Here is a 16,818-nt window from a genome sequence, read left to right as displayed (position 1 = left end):
AAAGCGATATCCGGATGGCCATCGTCACCATTCCGTTACCGCCGAACTGGGGATTTACCGGCCGGTAGGTCGAAGCACGATCTCCGTGGGGTGTGCGTCGGACGGTGTTTCGACGGCAGTGAGTACGGCACGCGCCACAGTGGAGGCTTTCAGGAAGCGCTCAGGGTCGTACTCGTCGCCCTCACCCGCGACGATGTCGCGCTGCATGTCGGTGTCGATCCGTCCGGGGTGAATGGAGGTGACCCGCAGTGCCGGCTCTTCCAGGCGCAACGCATCTCCGAAAGCGCGCAGGGCGAACTTGCTGGCCGCATACGAGCCCCAACCGGCGTTGGCGCGCAGTCCGGCACCCGAATTGATCAGCACGACGTGACCTCCAGCCGCACGAAGCGCGGGCAGGAGAACCCGCGTGAGTTCGGCGACGGCGATGACGTTTGCCTCGAGGGTGCGTCGCCACTGATCGACCGAGGATTCCTCGATGGTTCCGATGTCGGCCACGCCGGCGTTGTGTACCAGCACGTCGAGCGTCGTGATGGACGAGGCGGCGGCGGCGACGGCGTCGTAGTCCGTGAGGTCGAGGGGTAGGGGCGTCGATCCGGGCAGTTCGGCGCAGATCGGCTCGAGGGCCTGTGCGGATCGTGCACCGAGCAGCAGGTCGTGTGTCGGCGCCAGTTCGCGTGCGATGGCAGCTCCGAGGCCGCGACTGGAACCGGTGATCAAGGCAGTAGGACGCATGGTGCGAGCCTATCGAGTGAGGATTGTTCGGCCAGACGAACTTGTGTATTTGTTTACCCACATATTAGAGTTCGACCATGACGACACGCGACGCGAAGAACTTCCGCCGCCTGGGAATTGCCGCCCTCGCCGCCCTGCTTCTGTCCAGCTGTTCTGCGGTGAGTTCTGGCTCCGGCGACGACCGCCCGGTGGTGCTCACCACGTTCACCGTGCTGTCGGACATCGCCCAGAACGTTGCCGGCGATCATCTTCGCGTCGAGTCGATCACCAAGGCGGGGGCCGAAATTCACGGCTACGAGCCGACGCCCGGAGACATTCGGCGGGCGAGCGAAGCCGATCTGATCCTCGACAACGGCATGAACCTCGAGGCGTGGTTCGCGAAATTCGTCAACGGACTGGACGTGCCACACGTTGTGGTCAGCGACGGCGTCGAAGGCATTCCGATCGCCGGCGACGCGTATGCGGGCAAGCCCAATCCGCATGCATGGATGTCTCCGTTGAATACGCAGATCTACGTCGACAACATGGTGACTGCTTTCAGCGACCTCGACCCGGACAACGCCTCGGCATTTGCGGAGAACGGCGCGAAGTACAAGGCGGAACTGCAAGCAGTTCAGGACGGCCTGGTCAGTGGGCTGGCGGCATTGCCCGCAGGTCAGCGTGCACTCGTCAGTTGCGAGGGTGCGTTCTCCTATCTGGCCAGGGACGCGGGACTCAGCGAGGCGTACATCTGGCCGGTCAATGCCGAGCAGCAGGCGACGCCGCAGCAGATCATCGCCGCGATCGACTTCGTCCGAGCCAATTCCGTTCCCGCCGTCTTCTGCGAGTCGACGGTCTCGGATGCCCCCATGCAGCAGGTTGTCGGGGCGACCGGCGCGAAGTTCGGCGGAACGCTGTACGTCGATTCGCTGTCCGAAGCCGACGGTCCCGTGCCCACCTACCTGGACATGATTCGCCACGACACCGACGTCATCCTCGGCGGTCTGACCGGCGGTAAATCATGAACGAAGCCATTCGCGTCGAAAACGTCAGCGTTCACTACGGCGAGGTCCACGCACTGGACCATGTCGATCTGACATTGAATTCCGGAAGCGTCTGCGGACTGATCGGTATGAACGGATCGGGAAAGTCGACTCTGTTCAAAGTGATCATGGGGATGATCAAGCCGGACAACGGTTCTGTCAGAATCGCCGGTCTCGGCGCAGCCACTGCGCGCAAGAGCGGCCGCGTCGGATACGTGCCGCAGAGTGAAGACGTCGACTGGACCTTCCCGATCAGTGTCCGTGACGTCGTGATGATGGGCAGGTACGGCCACCTCGGGTTCTTGCGACGTCCGCGGCGTGCAGATCGCGAGGCGGTGGCAGAGGCCCTCGAGCGGGTGGAACTCACCGAATTTGCGGATCGTCAGATCGGTCAGCTCTCGGGTGGTCAGAAGAAGCGCGCGTTCGTCGCACGCGGCATCGCGCAGGACGCGTCGATACTGTTGCTGGACGAGCCGTTTGCGGGCGTCGACAAGCGTTCCGAGGCAACGATTTCTACGCTGCTACGAGAGTTGGCTTCCGACGGCCGGTCGATCTTGGTCTCGACCCACGATCTCCACGCTGTGCCGAAACTCTGCGACGAGGCGGTACTGCTCATGCGCAAGGTCCTGGTGCATTCCGACCCGGACACCGTGCTGCAACCGGAAAACCTCGCCCTGGCTTTCGGTCTCGACGTGATGGACAGGACCTGATCGATGAACCTCGTAGAACTGCTACTTGATCCTCTCCAGTACGGATTCATGGTGCGAGCGTTGGCCGTTGCGGTTGTGGCAGCGGTTGTCTGCGCGGTGCTCAGTTGTTGGTTGGTGCTCATCGGGTGGTCGTTGATGGGCGACGCCGTCTCGCACGCCGTGCTGCCGGGTGTTGTCCTCGCTTACGTCGTCGGCGCACCATTTGCTATCGGGGCCTTGATCTTCGGGTTGATCGCCGTAGCGCTGATCGGACTGATCCGTAACACCAGTCGCGTCAAGGAAGACGCCGCGATCGGTATCGTCTTCACGACTCTCTTTGCGTTCGGTTTGGTTCTCATCTCGGTGACCCCCAGCCAGACCGATCTCAACCACATCATTTTCGGCAACCTGCTGGGGGTGAGCTCGTCCGATCTTCTGCAGGTCGCGATACTTGGCGCGTTGGCGTTGAGCATTCTGTTGATCAAGCGTCGTGATCTGACGTTGTTCGCCTTCGACCCGATCCATGCGAACGCGATAGGTCTTTCGCCCAAGCGCCTGGGTGCGCTGCTACTCGGCGTCCTCGCGCTCACGTCTGTTGTGGCGTTGCAAGCCGTCGGCGTCGTGCTGGTGGTGGCGATGCTGATCATCCCCGGCGCGACGGCCTACCTCCTCACCGACAAGTTTTCACGGATGCTGGTGATAGCTCCCGTCGTTTCCGCAGTCTGCGCGATTACCGGTATCTACGTCAGCTACTACCTCGACACGGCTTCCGGTGGCATGGTCGTCATGACGCAGGGCATCGTGTTCGCTCTGGTGTACCTGTTCAGCCCGTCGCAAGGGGTGATCGCGAAATGGACTTCGCAGCGGCGTAGGACCCGAGCGGAGTACAGCGCCGCGGCGTACGAGCCTTCCTGATCGTTCGTCCAGTTAACAATCCGCTACCAAATCGGGTAGGTTCGTACGGGCATTCGTCACCACGAACATTCCGGCCGCAACGATGCCGGCTGCAAGACGATCGGTGGTGACGCCTTGAACACCGATGGGTTCTTCGATGACGCAGTTCCGAGCGCGACGCACGTGGCTGGTTCTCGGCGTCGTTGTCGCGGTCATCGCTCTCGCCGGATCCGGGCTGCTCAGCCCACGAACTTCGGTTCTGGTGGACGATATCGCCCAGCTCGTCGGCGGAGCCACCGCAACTGCGGTCTGTTGGTGGACATCGCGGCGCTATCACGGCGTCGAGCGTCGTTGGCGAACTCTGATGGCTCTGGGTATGGCCGGCTGGACTCTCGGGATGTTCTTCTGGGCGTTCTACCGCTCGGTTCTCCACGTTCCACTTCCGTCGCCGTCGATCGCGGATATCGGTTTCTTCATGTTCCCGGTGTTCGCCGTGCCGGCGCTTCTGTCGTTGGTGCGTCAGTCGCCCCGGCGTGAGGCGATCGGTCCGATCCATCTCTGGCTCGTGCTGACGCTCGACGGTCTTGTCGTTGTCGGTGGATTGTTCATCCTCACGTGGACGACGGCCCTGGGCGCCGTCGTTCATACCGGTCCGACGGGATCTCTCGGGTTTCTTGTCGCGGTGATGTATCCGATCACCGACTTCGTTCTGATCGCCATGGTCTTGCTGATGGTCATCGGACCGAAGGCCGTAGCAGAGATCCGTGAACCGCTGACGTTCCTCGGGTGCGGGTTGGTGATGCTCTCCCTTTCGGACAGCCTGTACGCGTACTTGGTGGCGATCGGCGCCGAGAGTATGCCGACCATCGCCGATGCCGGGTTCATCGCGGGGCCGCCGTTGATCGCCTTGGCGGCGCTGACGAAGCGAACCGAGCCTCGGAACCGCAACGCGCCGCAGCAGTGGCGAAGCGATCGGACTCAGTTGCTGCTGCCGTATCTGTTGATCGCGGTGATCGCGACGATCGTGACTGTTCAGGCGCTGATCGTCGGCAACCTCGATGCCGTGGTCGTGATACTCGGCGTCGGCGTGTTGGTTCTCGCGCTGGTGCGCCAAATACTCACGCTCCTCGAGAACGACGCGCTCCTCCAACAGATCTCCGCTGCCCAGGACGAGCTGAGGTACCGAGCACATCACGACCCACTCACCGAGCTTGCAAACCGGGCCGCGTTCGACGAACACTTTGCGAGCGCCATCGACGACTATCGCCAGACGAACTCCGATTGGGTGCTGATGCTTGTCGATCTGGACGACTTCAAACAGATCAACGATCGATACGGGCACCCGGCCGGCGACCGGTTACTGGTTGCTCTCACAGCACGTCTGCGCGAAGCGGTTCCCGAGGGTGCGTTTGTCGCTCGATTCGGTGGCGACGAGTTCACAGTGCTCCTGCAGGGCACGATCGACGACGCCGTCGTCGTGGCTCGCCGGATCGTCGACGCGCTCAGGTCCGATCAGACTGCAGACACATCGGTGTCGGTGGGTGCGAGCGTTGGTGTCGCGCATTTCGAGTCCGCGCAGTTCGAGTTTGGGGACGAACCGCTCAGCGCGCACACTCTTCTTCGCCAGGCCGATGCGGCGATGTACGAGGCGAAGAGAAGTGGGAAGGGCGCTGTCGTTGTCTACGGCGACCGTCGCAAATGGTTATCGCCGTAGTAGTGCGAAAATCGTTGCCGGTGAACCCGATCCGGCCTTGTTGATCGCACCACCGACAAGGATGCTAGCCCCGGTGGTTGGCAGGGCGGCAAGATTGTTCAAGTTCTCCAGGCTGATTCGATGCTTGTCGTACAGGATTGTCGAGACGGGGTAGGTTTCGTCGTTTCCGAGGTCGGGACCGAACGTGTCGGTTCCCAATGCTCCGCGGGTGCCCAAACGGCCGGTGTCTATCAGCCACCGCGCCGCGTCCACCGAGAAGCCGGGCTGGTGGGTGACGCCGTCGGCATCGGAGTTGGCATATTCTTCGCTACCCCAGCGCGATTCCCACCCGGTCCAGAGAACTACGGCCGCTCCATCGGGGATCTTGCCGTTGCGCGTTTCCCATTCCTGCAGGTCCGCGACCGTGAGCGCATAGTCCGAATCGGCGGCAGCCTTGTCCCGGATGTCGATCTTCACTGCGGGGAGGAAGAGGTCCGCCGGATCGAGTTGGTCGGCTGTGAGGCCGCCTTCCTGGAAGTGTGCGGGTGCGCCCCAATGCGTGCCCGTGTGCTCACCTTCCTTGACGTACTGGAGGTAGTAGCCGTCGTTTGCGATGGTGGCCGCTGTGTCGAGAGTGAACTCGGGGTCGCCTGGAAAAACCGGCGTCGTCGCCGGGTCGTTCACGTGTGAGAGCGAAACAACCGACAACTGTTCGTTCAACGGGCTTGTTGCGTCTTGACTGCTTCCGGAACTGCTACCCATGTCGATCACCTGAGGTCCCGCTACCAGCGCCAGACCTGTGGCTGCGCGCTGAAGTAACTGCCGTCGTTTCATCGATCCCCCGCCAATTTGTCCGAATTGAGAGTGTTGCAATCACTTTCGCTCCTTGAACACTAGGACAGAACCTTAGGCTGCTGCGGACCACGACGACCACTCCACATCGCGGACAGCTATGACCTGTCCGTGCGGTCGGTGATCTACGTACTGCGGATACTTTGCGGCCAAAGCATCGATCGCGCTCTCGGACTCCTTGGTGCCGGGGTCGAGAACCTCCGCATGTCCGTCGACGCGGACCCACCAGAGCGCGGACCAGTCGTCGTCGTAATGATCGACCAGCAGGCTTGCGCGCCCCGTCTCGGTGATGTTCCGGAGCCTGCGAAGAGCGGTCGTGGTTTTCGGTTTGTGGTCGACACAGGAATAGACGGTGCCGCCGACCAAGACGAATACCAGCGGCACGATGTGCGGAACGCCGGCCGCATCTGCCGTTGCCAGGTGAGCCACCCGCGCGGCTTCAAATCGTGCTCTCGGGTCGTCCATATTCACAGCGTAAGGGGATCAAGGGTTGCCGCGAGCCGCTGCTGACGGAACAGTGGTCTCATGGAACCGGATGAAGCGCTTCGGGAGATCGCCTACTGGCTCGAACGATCACGCGCTGAAACGCACCGCGTCAAGGCCTATCGCCGAGCTGCGGAGGTCTTTTCAGGATTGTCCGACGAGCAGAAGGAGTCTCGCCGGAAAGCCGACAGTTGGAAGGCCCTCACCGGCATCGGGCCGAAGACTGCCACGATTATCGCTCAGTCGTACGACGGCATCCCCGAGTATCTCGAGGAACTGCGGGGGCAGGCTGAGCCCATCGGCGACAGCCCATTGCGACAAGCGCTGCGCGGCGACCTCCACACCCACTCCGACTGGTCCGATGGTGGAAGCCCCATCGAAGAAATGATGCGACGCGCAGCGGCACTCGGCCATGACTACTGCGCCCTCACCGACCATTCGCCTCGCCTCACAGTTGCCAACGGGCTGTCCGCGGAGCGCCTACGGTCTCAACTCGACGTGATAGCCGGGTTGAATGCCGAACTGGCTCCCTTCCGCATCCTCACGGGAATCGAGGTGGACATCCTCGAGGACGGTTCACTCGACCAGGATCCCGATCTGCTCGACGAACTCGACATCGTGGTGGCGAGCGTCCACTCCAAGCTGCGGTCCGAGCGTGAGGCGATGACCCGCAGAATGCTTGCTGCAGTGCGAAACCCGCGTGTCGATATTCTCGGACACTGCACCGGGCGTCTTGTCGAGGGTGCTCGCGGAACCCGGCCCGAGTCGCAGTTCGACGCGGAGAAAGTGTTCGAGGCCTGCCGCGAATCAGGCACAGCCGTTGAGATCAATTCCCGACCGGAGCGTCGTGACCCGCCTTCGCGTTTGATCGAGTTGGCCCGCGATCTCGATTGTCTTTTCTCCATCGACACTGACGCCCATGCCCCCGGTCAGCTGGCTTGGCAGGGCTACGGCTGTGACCGGGCCGAAAAGTGCGGTGTCGAAGCCGATCGGGTGATCAATACCTGGACCGCCGAAGATCTTTTGGAGTGGGCAGGCAATTGAGAGCATGCCGGAATGGGTCACCGAGGCGTGTGCTCGGTGACCTCCGGGTTCAGAGTCGTGTGGTGGAGCGGCGGGGTTTCCGGTCGGGGTCGATGCCCGGTGGTGGGATGAACCAGGGCAGGTGATCGGTGCCCATTCGGATTTCCCATTGTCCGGTGAATCCGGGTTTTCGGTGCATCAGGGTGTGGTGGGTTCGGCAGAGCAGGACCAGGTTGTCCATGACGGTTGGTCCTCCTTTGGCCCAGTGTTTGATGTGGTGGGCGTCGGTCCAGGCGGGGACGCAGTCGCAGCCGGGGAAGGCGCACCCTTTGTCTCGGGCGATCAGGGCGGTGCGTTGTGCCGCGGTGACAAGCCTTTTGAGTGGGGTGACGTCGAGTGGGGCACCGTTTCCGTCGAGGAGGACGCTGGAGAGCATGCAGTCGCAGGCGATCATGCGGGTGCGGCCGACGCTCAGTGGTCCCATCCAGGGCATGTGGCCGACATCGAGATCTTGTTTGTCGAGATCGTGGAAGTCGAGATCGAGCATGCCGGGATCGTCGTCCTCGGAAGGGACAGGTGTTGAGCCATCACCCGTTGTGGCGCATTCACGGTGGTAGGCCAGGTCTTTGGCGTTGATGTGCACGTTCAGGTGTGGGCGTTGGCCGCCGTCGATGCCGGTGGCAGCGTTGTCGAGGTAGCGCCGGATGAGTTCTGCCATGGCGTCTGCGTTGCGTGTGGCGGCGGATCGTTTGTCGGGTGTGCCGTCTTCGGCGGGGGTGGGCATGGAGAGGTTGGAGAGGGCGGAGAGAAGCATTTCGCCGGTCACTCCGTCGAAATCGCCTCGGACGGCGACTCTTCCGTTGAGGGTGGGGGAGATGCGCAGTTCGTTGCGGTCGGTGTCTTCGCTTGGTGGTGGGTCGTCGGATTCGAACATGTGCTCGAGGACGCTGATGGCGTAGCGCAGTTTGACGGTGGTTGCTTCGGTTCCCGATGCTGCGGCGAGGAGTGTGTCGCGGCAGTACGGTAGTGCGGCGTCGGGCATTGCCTTGGGTGGGGATTCGCAGAACGCCACGATCAGTGCTGCGTGCTCGAAAGTGAGGTCACCGGCATCGAATTGGTCTTCGATCTCGGGAAACGACCGTAGCGCTTTGCCCAGGGCTGCGATTCTTCTGCCGGTGGAGATCTGCAGCATGGTGTGGTTCGCGAGCCATTGTCCGGTGCCGCGGTAGCAGAGTACTTGTTCGTCCGGGTTCAACGTCAGGGTGTCGACAGCGGCCACTCGAATGGCTTCCAGGCGAAGGATTTCCGCTGACGCGGTGATGGCGATCTCGCGGACGTCGCTGGGGTGAAGCCGCCACAATCGTCCGCGCACACCCACGGCGGAGTTGTTGACCACGTCGGTGACAGTATCTTCGTCGGTGATGTTGATCGTCATGAGAACCCCCCGTTCCGCCTTCCATCATACTCGAACATACTTTCGAGTCAAGGGCTTTTTCGGGAAGGTGAGGTGGGCCCGGCCGTCGTGATTCTGTTGTTCGAGAGCAGATTCCGTCGCTAGAGCATCAGCGCCGGATCTGTAGTCAGTTCGATGTTCAGCCACGGTTCGTAGGGGAGATCGGCGAGGCTGGTGGCGAACGAGCGTCGTACTGCGTCTTCACCGTCGATGTCCCAGCTGTGTGGCGCGACCATGAACGTCGCTTCGACATACAGCTTGCGACCCACCTTGCTCATGGTGAGAGTCGGTTCGTCCAAGCCGAATTCGTCGCGGACGACGGCGATGGCATCGTGCACGCGGGCCTGAACGTTTTCGCCGGGAGCACCTTCGAGGAGTTCGATCAGTGCGGTTCGCAGAAGTGCGTACGGTTGCGGGACCAGCATCGCGCAGCCGAGGAGGACCAAGACGGAGTCGACATATCGGTCGGCGTCGGAGAAATCGGTGCGGCCCAGGATCATTGCGACGACAGCACCGACTGCGACCAGCGCGCTGAAGGCAGCCGACGCTCCCCATTGCCTGGCTTCGGCGACGAGCAGATCAGATGTGCGGTCGACTTGTCGGACGTAGCGCCAGATGATGATCGACACCACCGCGCTGACAGCGCCGTATGCCACCAGAGACCCCGCGGTGACGTCGGCTCCGCCCGCGAGGATGACACGAACTGCCTCGACTGCGGCGTAGGCGAGCGTCGCCAGTAGTGCCATGCCCTGGACAGCGATGACGACCGGGATCAATGCCTCCTTACCGAACGGGAAGCGTGCGGTGGGGCCCGAGTCGGCTATCCGCGAGACCCGCAGTGAGAGCGCCGTCAACACCATTCCGATGAGGGCGTACACACCGTCGAGCAGGATCACCTGGGACTGCGAGATCCAGCCCCAGAATGCGGCGAGCACAGCCAACGCCGTTGCGACCACGAGCGAGTACCGCAGGGCCTTGCGTTCGCGGGTAGCGCTGTCTTCCTTGGTGCCCATGAATTCCAAACCGCCTGTCCGTTTCGATATTCCTTCACGTAGGAATACCAGCAACGACGCGCAGGCACGGGATCAGTGGACCAATTGCGCTGCCAGATCGAGAAAGTCCTCGGCGTTGATGTCGAACTCGTCGGAGAAGGACACATCGGGATTGCCCCTGGCTCCGAATTCGAGTGGTCGAGCTATGAAGGCTGTGCGGAATCCGAGAGCTTTGGCCGCCCGGATGTCATATTTGTGACTGGCAACCATCATGATCTCGGCCGGGTCGTACCCGAGATATCGAGCAGCCAGGTGGTAGATCTTCGGATCTGGTTTGAAGACGCCGGCCATTTCGGCAGTGAAGACGGCATGCCATGGCAGATTTCCGTGCCGGGAGATGCTGACTGCGGCATTCACGTCGGCGTTGGACAAGGCAGCGATTGTGTACTGCTGGCGCAGGGTTGTCAGGCCGGCGACAGTGTCGGGCCACGGGTCCAGGAATTTCCAGGCGGTGGTGAGTTCTTCCTGTTCGGCATCGGAAAGTTCGATGCTCTCGCGGGCCAACAGCTTGCGCAGAGCCTCGCGGTACACCGAATGTACTGTCACCCATTCGCCTGTGGAGTCGTCGGCCTCGGAGGTGTTCGCGAAGTACTCAGCGCGCCAGAGATTGACGAATCTTGGCCAGTCCACGTCGGCGTCGGTGATTCGACGGGCCTCTCGGCACAGTGTGCTGTGAAAATCGGTCGCTGTGCCCTGGACGTCGAACAGCAGTGCTTTGATCTTCTCGCGCACTAGGCCTCCACTCCGAGATCACCTGACGGACTTCCTTCATTATTGCGGCCGCGGCGCCGGATTCGTGCTCGGTGAGCGCAAAGGCTCGACGCGTCGCAAAATAGACATCTATGGCCGACCGCGGATTTACCCCGACTCAGCTCGCCGCCCGAGCTGCCTACTTGCTGCGCGGAAACGACCTGGGCACGATGACCAGCGCTGCCCCGAAGCTGTATCCCCACATGTGGAGCTGGGACGCCGCGTTCGTGGCGGTAGGTCTGGCGCCGCTCAGCGTCGAACGGGCGGTAGTAGAGCTCGATACCTTGCTCTCGGCTCAGTGGAAGAACGGAATGATTCCGCACATCGTGTTCGCGAACGGTGTCGACGGCTACTTCCCCGGCCCGACGCGGTGGGATGTCAATGCGTTGGCAGCGCATGCTCCTTTGGGTACCGCTACATCGGGAATCACCCAACCCCCCGTTCACGCGATCGCGGTGCAGCGGATTCTCGATCATTCGCGTCGGCACGGACGTACGACGCGTGCGGTCGCGGAAGAGTTCCTCGACCGGCGCTGGAGCGATCTGGTTCGGTGGCACCGGTGGTTGGCGGAGGCCCGCGATCTCGACGGCAACGGCCGTATCGCGCTCTATCACGGGTGGGAATCTGGGATGGACAACTCTCCGCGGTGGGATCTGGCGTACGCGAATGTTGTTGCGGGACAAGTTCCTGCGTATCAGCGTGCTGATCTCGCTGTGGTGACGGACCTGTCTCAGCGGCCCACGGATAACGAATACGACCGCTACCTTTGGCTTCTCGAAGAGATGAAGGCCGTGCGGTACGAGGATTCTCAACTCGCCACTGCCATGAGTTTTGCCGTCGAGGACGTGTTTGTCAGTGCGGTTTTCTCGATGGCATGCGACGTCTTGGCAACTATCGGTGAGGAGCATTCGCGGCCGAACTCCGACGTCCGTGATCTGCGCGGTTGGGCAGATCGATTCCGGCAGGGCGTGATTGCCACCACCGATGAACGATCAGGTGCAGCAAAGGATTTCGATCTTCGCACCGGGCGATGGGTTCATACCGAGACCATCGCGATGTTTGCGCCGTTGCTGTGCGGCGGCCTGAGCCGCGATGCCGAGCGCGCTCTGTTGCGCACTTTCGAGGGGCCCAAATTCTGTGGTCACCCGGACATGCGGTTTGCTGTCCCACCGTCGACGTCTCCGGTTTCCGGCGATTTCCGTCCTCGGGAGTATTGGCGTGGCCCGGTGTGGCCGGTGATCACGTGGTTGTTCTCGTGGGCGTTCGCGCGTCGGGGGTGGGCCGAGAGATCGCACGTCTTGCGTTCGGAGGGGTTGCGGCAGGCCAGCGATGGCAGTTTTGCCGAATACTACGAGCCTTTCACCGGTGAGCCGCTGGGCAGTATGCAACAGTCGTGGACCGCTGCGGCTGTTCTCGATTGGCTCGGTTGAGTGAACATTCCCTGAATTAGGGGACAAAACGGACTAGTCGACCTTAGTCTCGGGAAATGGTCGAGCGACGGATCGTCAGGACATTGGGCAAGCTCACCCCGATCGCGATGGCAGCTGCCATCGCGATCACGGCACCTGGCCTCGCCGCTGCCGACGCTCCCCGCGGCCCGGACGTCTCTTCGTGGCAGCACGTGGACGGAACCGGAATCGACTGGTTCCAGGTCAAGGCGTCAGGGCACGAGTTCGCGATGGTCAAGGCCACCGAGTCGCTCAACTACGTCAATCCGTACTTCATCCAGGATTGCCTGGTCATGCGTGCTGCCGGCGTCTCGCGCGGGGCCTACCACTACGCAGACGTTCGCCAGTCCCCCGAAGCCCAGGCCGCCTTCTATTCGGCGATCGTCCTGGGTATCAACGGACCTGGTGACCTCCCGCCCGTTCTGGATCTCGAGGACGCGAAGGGACTGCCCGCCGGGCAGGTCATCGACTGGACTCATCGCTACTTGAATACAGTCCAGGCACTTACCGGGCGGCAGCCCATCATTTACACGTATCCCAACTTCTGGCGTACTCAGATGGCCAACACCACCGAGTTCAACCACTACCCGCTGTGGATCGCCGATTACAACGGGCAGAACGCACCGGGGCCGCTACCCGGCGGTTGGTCCAACTGGACTTTCTGGCAGTACACCAGCACCGGACGCATCCCCGGAATCACCGGAAACACTGATATCAACGTCTACAGCGGAGCCCAGGGCGATTTCGATCGCTACGCCAACAGTGTGGGGTTCGGCAGCAGCTAGTTTGCGGCGGGGCCCTTGGCTCCGTGGTGCCCGGTTCGGGCCCTTTCGCCCTCGATGCATTTGCCTCGAGGCACGCGGAAGGGCCCTTTTTGGCACTCTTGTGACGCTTGGCTGGTTAGTCCGGTTGTTGCTCGTCAGTTACGAGAATTCTGCCGGGCGGTAGCCACGGTCGCTGAACTTTCGACTAGCTGAGCAGGATCAGAAAATAGCTATGGCAGAAAATGAGCAGAACTGCTCTGCCTGAAAAGCTACAAAACGGACTTGAAGTTGGGTTTGAATCGAAGGCGGCCGCCCGGTTTCGGGCGAAGTTGGTGCCTCGCAATCCAATTATCGGAGCCTCGGGATGCTTCGTTACCGGCAGCCGTCGCTGAGTGTGGTCTGGATCAATTCGATCAATTTCGACGTGCTCGCACGGGTGATCGGACTCCATTCGGGACGGGGTTTCCGACCGTCGTTCGAGGGTCTGTGGCGCATCCAACAGGCCTTATCCATATTGGGCATTTGTCCAGATTCCGTATCTTCCTCGAGGTTGGTCGTCACCCGATCTGGTCAGCGGAAAGGGTGAATGTCATCGCGTTCGCCGCGGTGCCGCACTCCGAGGGCTGAATTGTCCGCTCGGACAACACTGCTCCTCGAAGCTTGTCCGATCTACGAACAAAAACGTCGATCGGTCTGCTTTGTCCGACTTTCGATGGGCAAGCTCCCGGTTATCTGTTATCTTGTTCCTGATAACTGGAAGGTTGCTCTCGATTTGCGCGGATTTCGAGGGCCAAGGTCCTGTTCAGGGCGGCTCTTCCAACACGCAGGTGTTTCCGAAGAGGAGCTCGAATGACAGGACCGGCAACAGCGTCCGGTGTGAGGTCGATCAGCCGAAAACAGGCGCATCGACCCGAACCAACCGATCAACCGGGAGTTCGCGCCAGCGCTCTCGCATCTCCGTCCATCGAACATCGATCAGGCACATCCTGGGGAGTAAGAAATGCCTAACGACATACCGCCGACAAGGTCGGCCATATTCACCGCAGGGCTCCCGCCCTGGGTGCGAGCGTGGACGGTGGTATGGACCGCCATCGCGATGATTCTCGGTATCTCCGGCGCGACGGCAGTGGTTGCGTCAGCGCAGCCGGCCGCGACGCTCGGCGGCCCCGTTCAGGCTCAGGCGCCGGCTCGCGCCGCTGTTCTTCCGGATGAACAGCCTGCAAAAGGCTGCGCATTCAGCGCCCCCGGCACCGGTCCGTTCTCGCAGAACATCTGCTGGATCGATATGTCGACGCTCGATGCGGCAACGGCTGCTTCTGCGGCAGGGCAGTCGATGGAAATCCAGCTCACCGACGGTTACAAGATCAACTTCAAGGCTTTCCTCACCGACTCGGTAGCGGGAAAGACACACCAGGGGATCGAAACGAAGGCATTTCCCACGTTGCACTATGCAGCGTTGGGAACTTCCGCGTACACGGGTGTGCCGACGACGATCAAGCCGGCGATCTACCAAACCTCAGCCACCGCTGGTCAGTCCGGTGGAACAGTCTCGCTGAAGAACATCGTGATGACGGGGCCGAATGGCGCCGTCAACAACTACGGGCTCGTAGCAGCCGACGCCGAGTCGACAGACGCGAATATCAATACTACGAACGACCGTGAATTCCTCACTTTCAATTCGGACAAGCCTCTACGGCAGATCGCACGTACCGTCGGTGACGACAGTGATCCTGCCTACCCCGGAATTCGGGCCTGTGACGGTGGGCTGACGGGTATGCCAGCCAATACCGTCCGATGCGATTCGTGGAACAACGTCAATGGCCAGGGGCGCACGCCCGGAACGCTGGTCGTTGCATCGACTGCTCCGACAAGTTTCGCAGCCACTTTCGGAAATACCGTTCAGGCGACCTCGCGTCAGGGCCTGGCGTTCGGTGTGCTGCTGTCGAAGGTCAAGATCGACAAGGACCTCACGCGCGTCACCCCCGGTGACGATTTCACTATCGGCATGAGCACCGGACACCACGCTGATGCAGGCGCCGCTGCAGCAACCGAGATCAAGAGCACCACGACCGGTGCGACTGATACGACGGCATCGACTGGCTGGCGGACGCTCCTCGCAGATACCACGCCCACCCCTGTCACGTTCTGGGAGAAGCCAACTACCTCGGCGACCAAGACCGCGAACTATGCGACATCGTGGGATTGCCAGGTAAACGGCGTGACCCAGGCCCTCAGGGTCGGTGACGTTGCGCAGGCCGCACTTACACCGGGTGACAACGTGTATTGCAAGGTCAAGAACACCCCGGTTCTCGTGAAGAAGTCGTCGTCACCACCTACCGGTGAGACGGTCAATATCGGCCAATCAATCACCTACACTCTGAATTTCGAGAATCCGGGCACTGCGCCGGCAACGATCGACTACACGGACTACCTCGCCGACGTCATTGATGACGGAACAGTTGCGGTCGGTGCTGCAACCGGCGGACTCACCGCCGCATTGAACGGCGCCGACAAGATCAAGGTCGGCGGCACCTTGCCGGCCGGCGGCAAGGGGACAGTCACATACACCGTCACTGTCAAAGACGGCGGCAACAAAGTTCTGAACAACTATCTGGTTCCGGGGACTACAACTCCCCCCACAACATGTGATCCTGCAACCAATCTCTGCACGACGCATCCCATGCCTGGTTTCACGCTGACCAAGACGGCTGATCCGGTTTCCGGTTCGACGGTTCAGGCCGGCGACACCATTACGTACACCGTCACCGGTGCCAACACCGGCAGGACGGCCCTGACTCCCGCGACGATCACCGATGATCTGAGTGCGGTTCTCAACAATGCTGCTGTCGTTCCGGGCTCGCTGAAGGCGACCATCGACGGTGCTCCTGTTGCTGCTCCGACTCTTTCGGGCAGCACTTTGTCGTGGTCCGCGAATCTCCCGGCCGGTAAGTCTGTTGTTCTGACATACCAGGTGAAGGTCAATGCCGGCGTTGCCGCGGGAACGGTTCTGAACAACAAAGTCACCGGTACTGCGAAGCCGCCGACCGGTCCGGACATCACTCCTCCTCCGGTGGAAACGAATCACTCGGTTCCAGGTTTTACGCTGGCGAAGACTGCCGATCCGATCTCCGGTTCGACGGTTCAGGCCGGCGAGTCGATCAAGTACACCGTCACCGGCACCAACACCGGCAAGACGAAGCTTGATCCGGTACAGATCAATGACGATCTGGGTGCGGTCCTCAATAATGCTGCTGTCGTTCCTGGTTCGCTGAAGGCGACCATTGACGGAGCTTCCGTGGCTGTTCCGACTTTGTCGGGTACGACGCTCTCGTGGACTGGCGTTCTCGAAGCCGGCAAGTCGGTTGTCCTGACCTACGAGGTGAAGGTCAACGACGGTGTCGCTGCGGGTACGGTCTTGAACAACAAGGTCACGGGTACTGCGAAGCCGCCGACCGGTCCGGATATCACTCCGCCGCCGGTTGAGACGAATCACTCGGTTCCCGGTTTCACTGTCGCGAAGACTGCGGATCCTGCGTCGGGTACCGGCGTCAATGCTGGTCAGACGATCACGTATACGGTGACCGGTACGAACACCGGTAAGACGACGCTCAATCCTGTTGTGTTGACTGATGATTTATCGAAGGTTCTCGACAACGCGACGTTGGTGGACGGTTCGCTGAAGGCGACAGTCGACGGTGCTGCTGCCGCTGCTCCGACGCTCTCGGGGACGGCGCTCTCGTGGACTGGTGTTCTGGAGCCGGGTAAGTCGGTTGTCCTGACCTACCAGGTGAAGATCAATGCCGGTGTTGCCGGTGGCACGTTGATCAACAACAAGGTCACCGGTACTGCGAAGCCGCCGACGGGTCCGGAGATCACTCCTCCGCCCGTGACGACGGAGCATCCGGTTCTGTCTCCGAAGATTGCTGTGGTGAAGTCTTCTGATCCGGTGTCGGGTTCGAATGT

General features: G+C 61.4%; 14 protein-coding genes. 8 read left to right on the top strand and 6 right to left on the bottom strand.

Translation table 11 applies throughout. The annotated features are described in order from the left end of the window. Nucleotides 1-54: 54 nt before the first annotated feature. Entirely contained in the window at nucleotides 55-732 is a 678-nt protein-coding gene (locus tag AC1Q6C_RS09535; protein WP_007729052.1) for an SDR family oxidoreductase, read from the bottom strand. 77 nt (nucleotides 733-809) lie between these two features. Here AC1Q6C_RS09535 and AC1Q6C_RS09530 point away from each other — a divergent pair, with 77 nt between their 5' ends. The 4 genes from AC1Q6C_RS09530 to AC1Q6C_RS09515 all read left to right on the top strand — a co-directional run bounded on the left by AC1Q6C_RS09530 (nucleotide 810) and on the right by AC1Q6C_RS09515 (nucleotide 5,051). After that, a complete protein-coding gene (locus AC1Q6C_RS09530; protein ID WP_218747515.1) occupies nucleotides 810-1,736 on the top strand; it encodes a metal ABC transporter substrate-binding protein in 927 nt (308 codons plus the stop codon). After that, a complete protein-coding gene (locus AC1Q6C_RS09525) occupies nucleotides 1,733-2,464 on the top strand; it encodes a metal ABC transporter ATP-binding protein (protein ID WP_492666551.1) in 732 nt (243 codons plus the stop codon). Before AC1Q6C_RS09530 ends, AC1Q6C_RS09525 begins: the two co-directional genes overlap by 4 nt. A 3-nt stretch (nucleotides 2,465-2,467) precedes the next feature. After that, a complete protein-coding gene (locus AC1Q6C_RS09520) occupies nucleotides 2,468-3,358 on the top strand; it encodes a metal ABC transporter permease (protein ID WP_064113147.1) in 891 nt (296 codons plus the stop codon). Between the two features lie 136 nt (nucleotides 3,359-3,494). Next, nucleotides 3,495-5,051 (top strand): GGDEF domain-containing protein, encoded by a 1,557-nt coding sequence (locus AC1Q6C_RS09515; RefSeq protein ID WP_063315366.1) that lies wholly within the window; start codon nucleotides 3,495-3,497, stop codon nucleotides 5,049-5,051. Here the strand turns inward: AC1Q6C_RS09515 and AC1Q6C_RS09510 are convergent. Together AC1Q6C_RS09510 and AC1Q6C_RS09505 are read right to left on the bottom strand one after the other, a co-directional pair. Further along, nucleotides 5,040-5,792 carry a cyclase family protein gene (locus AC1Q6C_RS09510; RefSeq protein WP_209923152.1) on the bottom strand — a complete coding sequence of 251 codons (753 nt, stop codon included), beginning with the start codon at nucleotides 5,790-5,792 and terminating at the stop codon, nucleotides 5,040-5,042. The genes AC1Q6C_RS09515 and AC1Q6C_RS09510 overlap by 12 nt on opposite strands. A 144-nt stretch (nucleotides 5,793-5,936) precedes the next feature. Next, the gene (locus tag AC1Q6C_RS09505) at nucleotides 5,937-6,347 is read right to left on the bottom strand and encodes a TIGR03668 family PPOX class F420-dependent oxidoreductase (protein ID WP_030537452.1); all 411 of its coding nucleotides are present in this window, start codon (nucleotides 6,345-6,347) and stop codon (nucleotides 5,937-5,939) included. Nucleotides 6,348-6,407: 60 nt separating this feature from the next. Here AC1Q6C_RS09505 and AC1Q6C_RS09500 point away from each other — a divergent pair, with 60 nt between their 5' ends. Next, complete coding sequence (locus AC1Q6C_RS09500; protein WP_003942580.1) at nucleotides 6,408-7,409, top strand: PHP domain-containing protein; 1,002 nt, start codon at nucleotides 6,408-6,410, stop codon at nucleotides 7,407-7,409. Between the two features lie 49 nt (nucleotides 7,410-7,458). Here AC1Q6C_RS09500 and AC1Q6C_RS09495 read toward each other — a convergent pair whose 3' ends face one another. The 3 genes from AC1Q6C_RS09495 to AC1Q6C_RS09485 form a co-directional block, all read right to left on the bottom strand. After that, entirely contained in the window at nucleotides 7,459-8,823 is a 1,365-nt protein-coding gene (locus AC1Q6C_RS09495) for an HNH endonuclease signature motif containing protein (protein ID WP_492666550.1), read from the bottom strand. 119 nt (nucleotides 8,824-8,942) lie between these two features. Next, nucleotides 8,943-9,854, bottom strand: a complete 912-nt coding sequence (locus tag AC1Q6C_RS09490; RefSeq protein ID WP_064113954.1) for a cation efflux transmembrane domain-containing protein — start codon at nucleotides 9,852-9,854, stop codon at nucleotides 8,943-8,945. 72 nt (nucleotides 9,855-9,926) lie between these two features. Beyond that, a complete protein-coding gene (locus AC1Q6C_RS09485) occupies nucleotides 9,927-10,625 on the bottom strand; it encodes a haloacid dehalogenase type II (protein WP_007735269.1) in 699 nt (232 codons plus the stop codon). Nucleotides 10,626-10,735: 110 nt separating this feature from the next. On the opposite strand from AC1Q6C_RS09485, the gene ggh reads away from it, so the two are divergent. From ggh to AC1Q6C_RS09470, 3 genes are all read left to right on the top strand, one after another. Continuing rightward, nucleotides 10,736-12,073: a glucosylglycerate hydrolase gene (gene ggh, locus AC1Q6C_RS09480; RefSeq protein WP_042449890.1), complete on the top strand. Its 1,338-nt coding sequence runs from the start codon at nucleotides 10,736-10,738 to the stop codon at nucleotides 12,071-12,073. A 107-nt stretch (nucleotides 12,074-12,180) separates the two neighbouring features. Continuing rightward, on the top strand, nucleotides 12,181-12,876 hold the full coding sequence (locus tag AC1Q6C_RS09475) for a glycoside hydrolase family 25 protein (RefSeq protein WP_370334015.1): 696 nt from the start codon (nucleotides 12,181-12,183) through the stop codon (nucleotides 12,874-12,876). Nucleotides 12,877-13,855: 979 nt separating this feature from the next. Next, nucleotides 13,856-16,818, top strand: a 2,963-nt coding sequence (locus AC1Q6C_RS09470; RefSeq protein ID WP_492666549.1) for an isopeptide-forming domain-containing fimbrial protein, incomplete at its 3' end; no start/stop codon positions are given.

The organism is Rhodococcus sp. MT28 (assembly GCF_058792695.1).
This window is presented reverse-complemented; position numbering and strand designations above follow the sequence as displayed.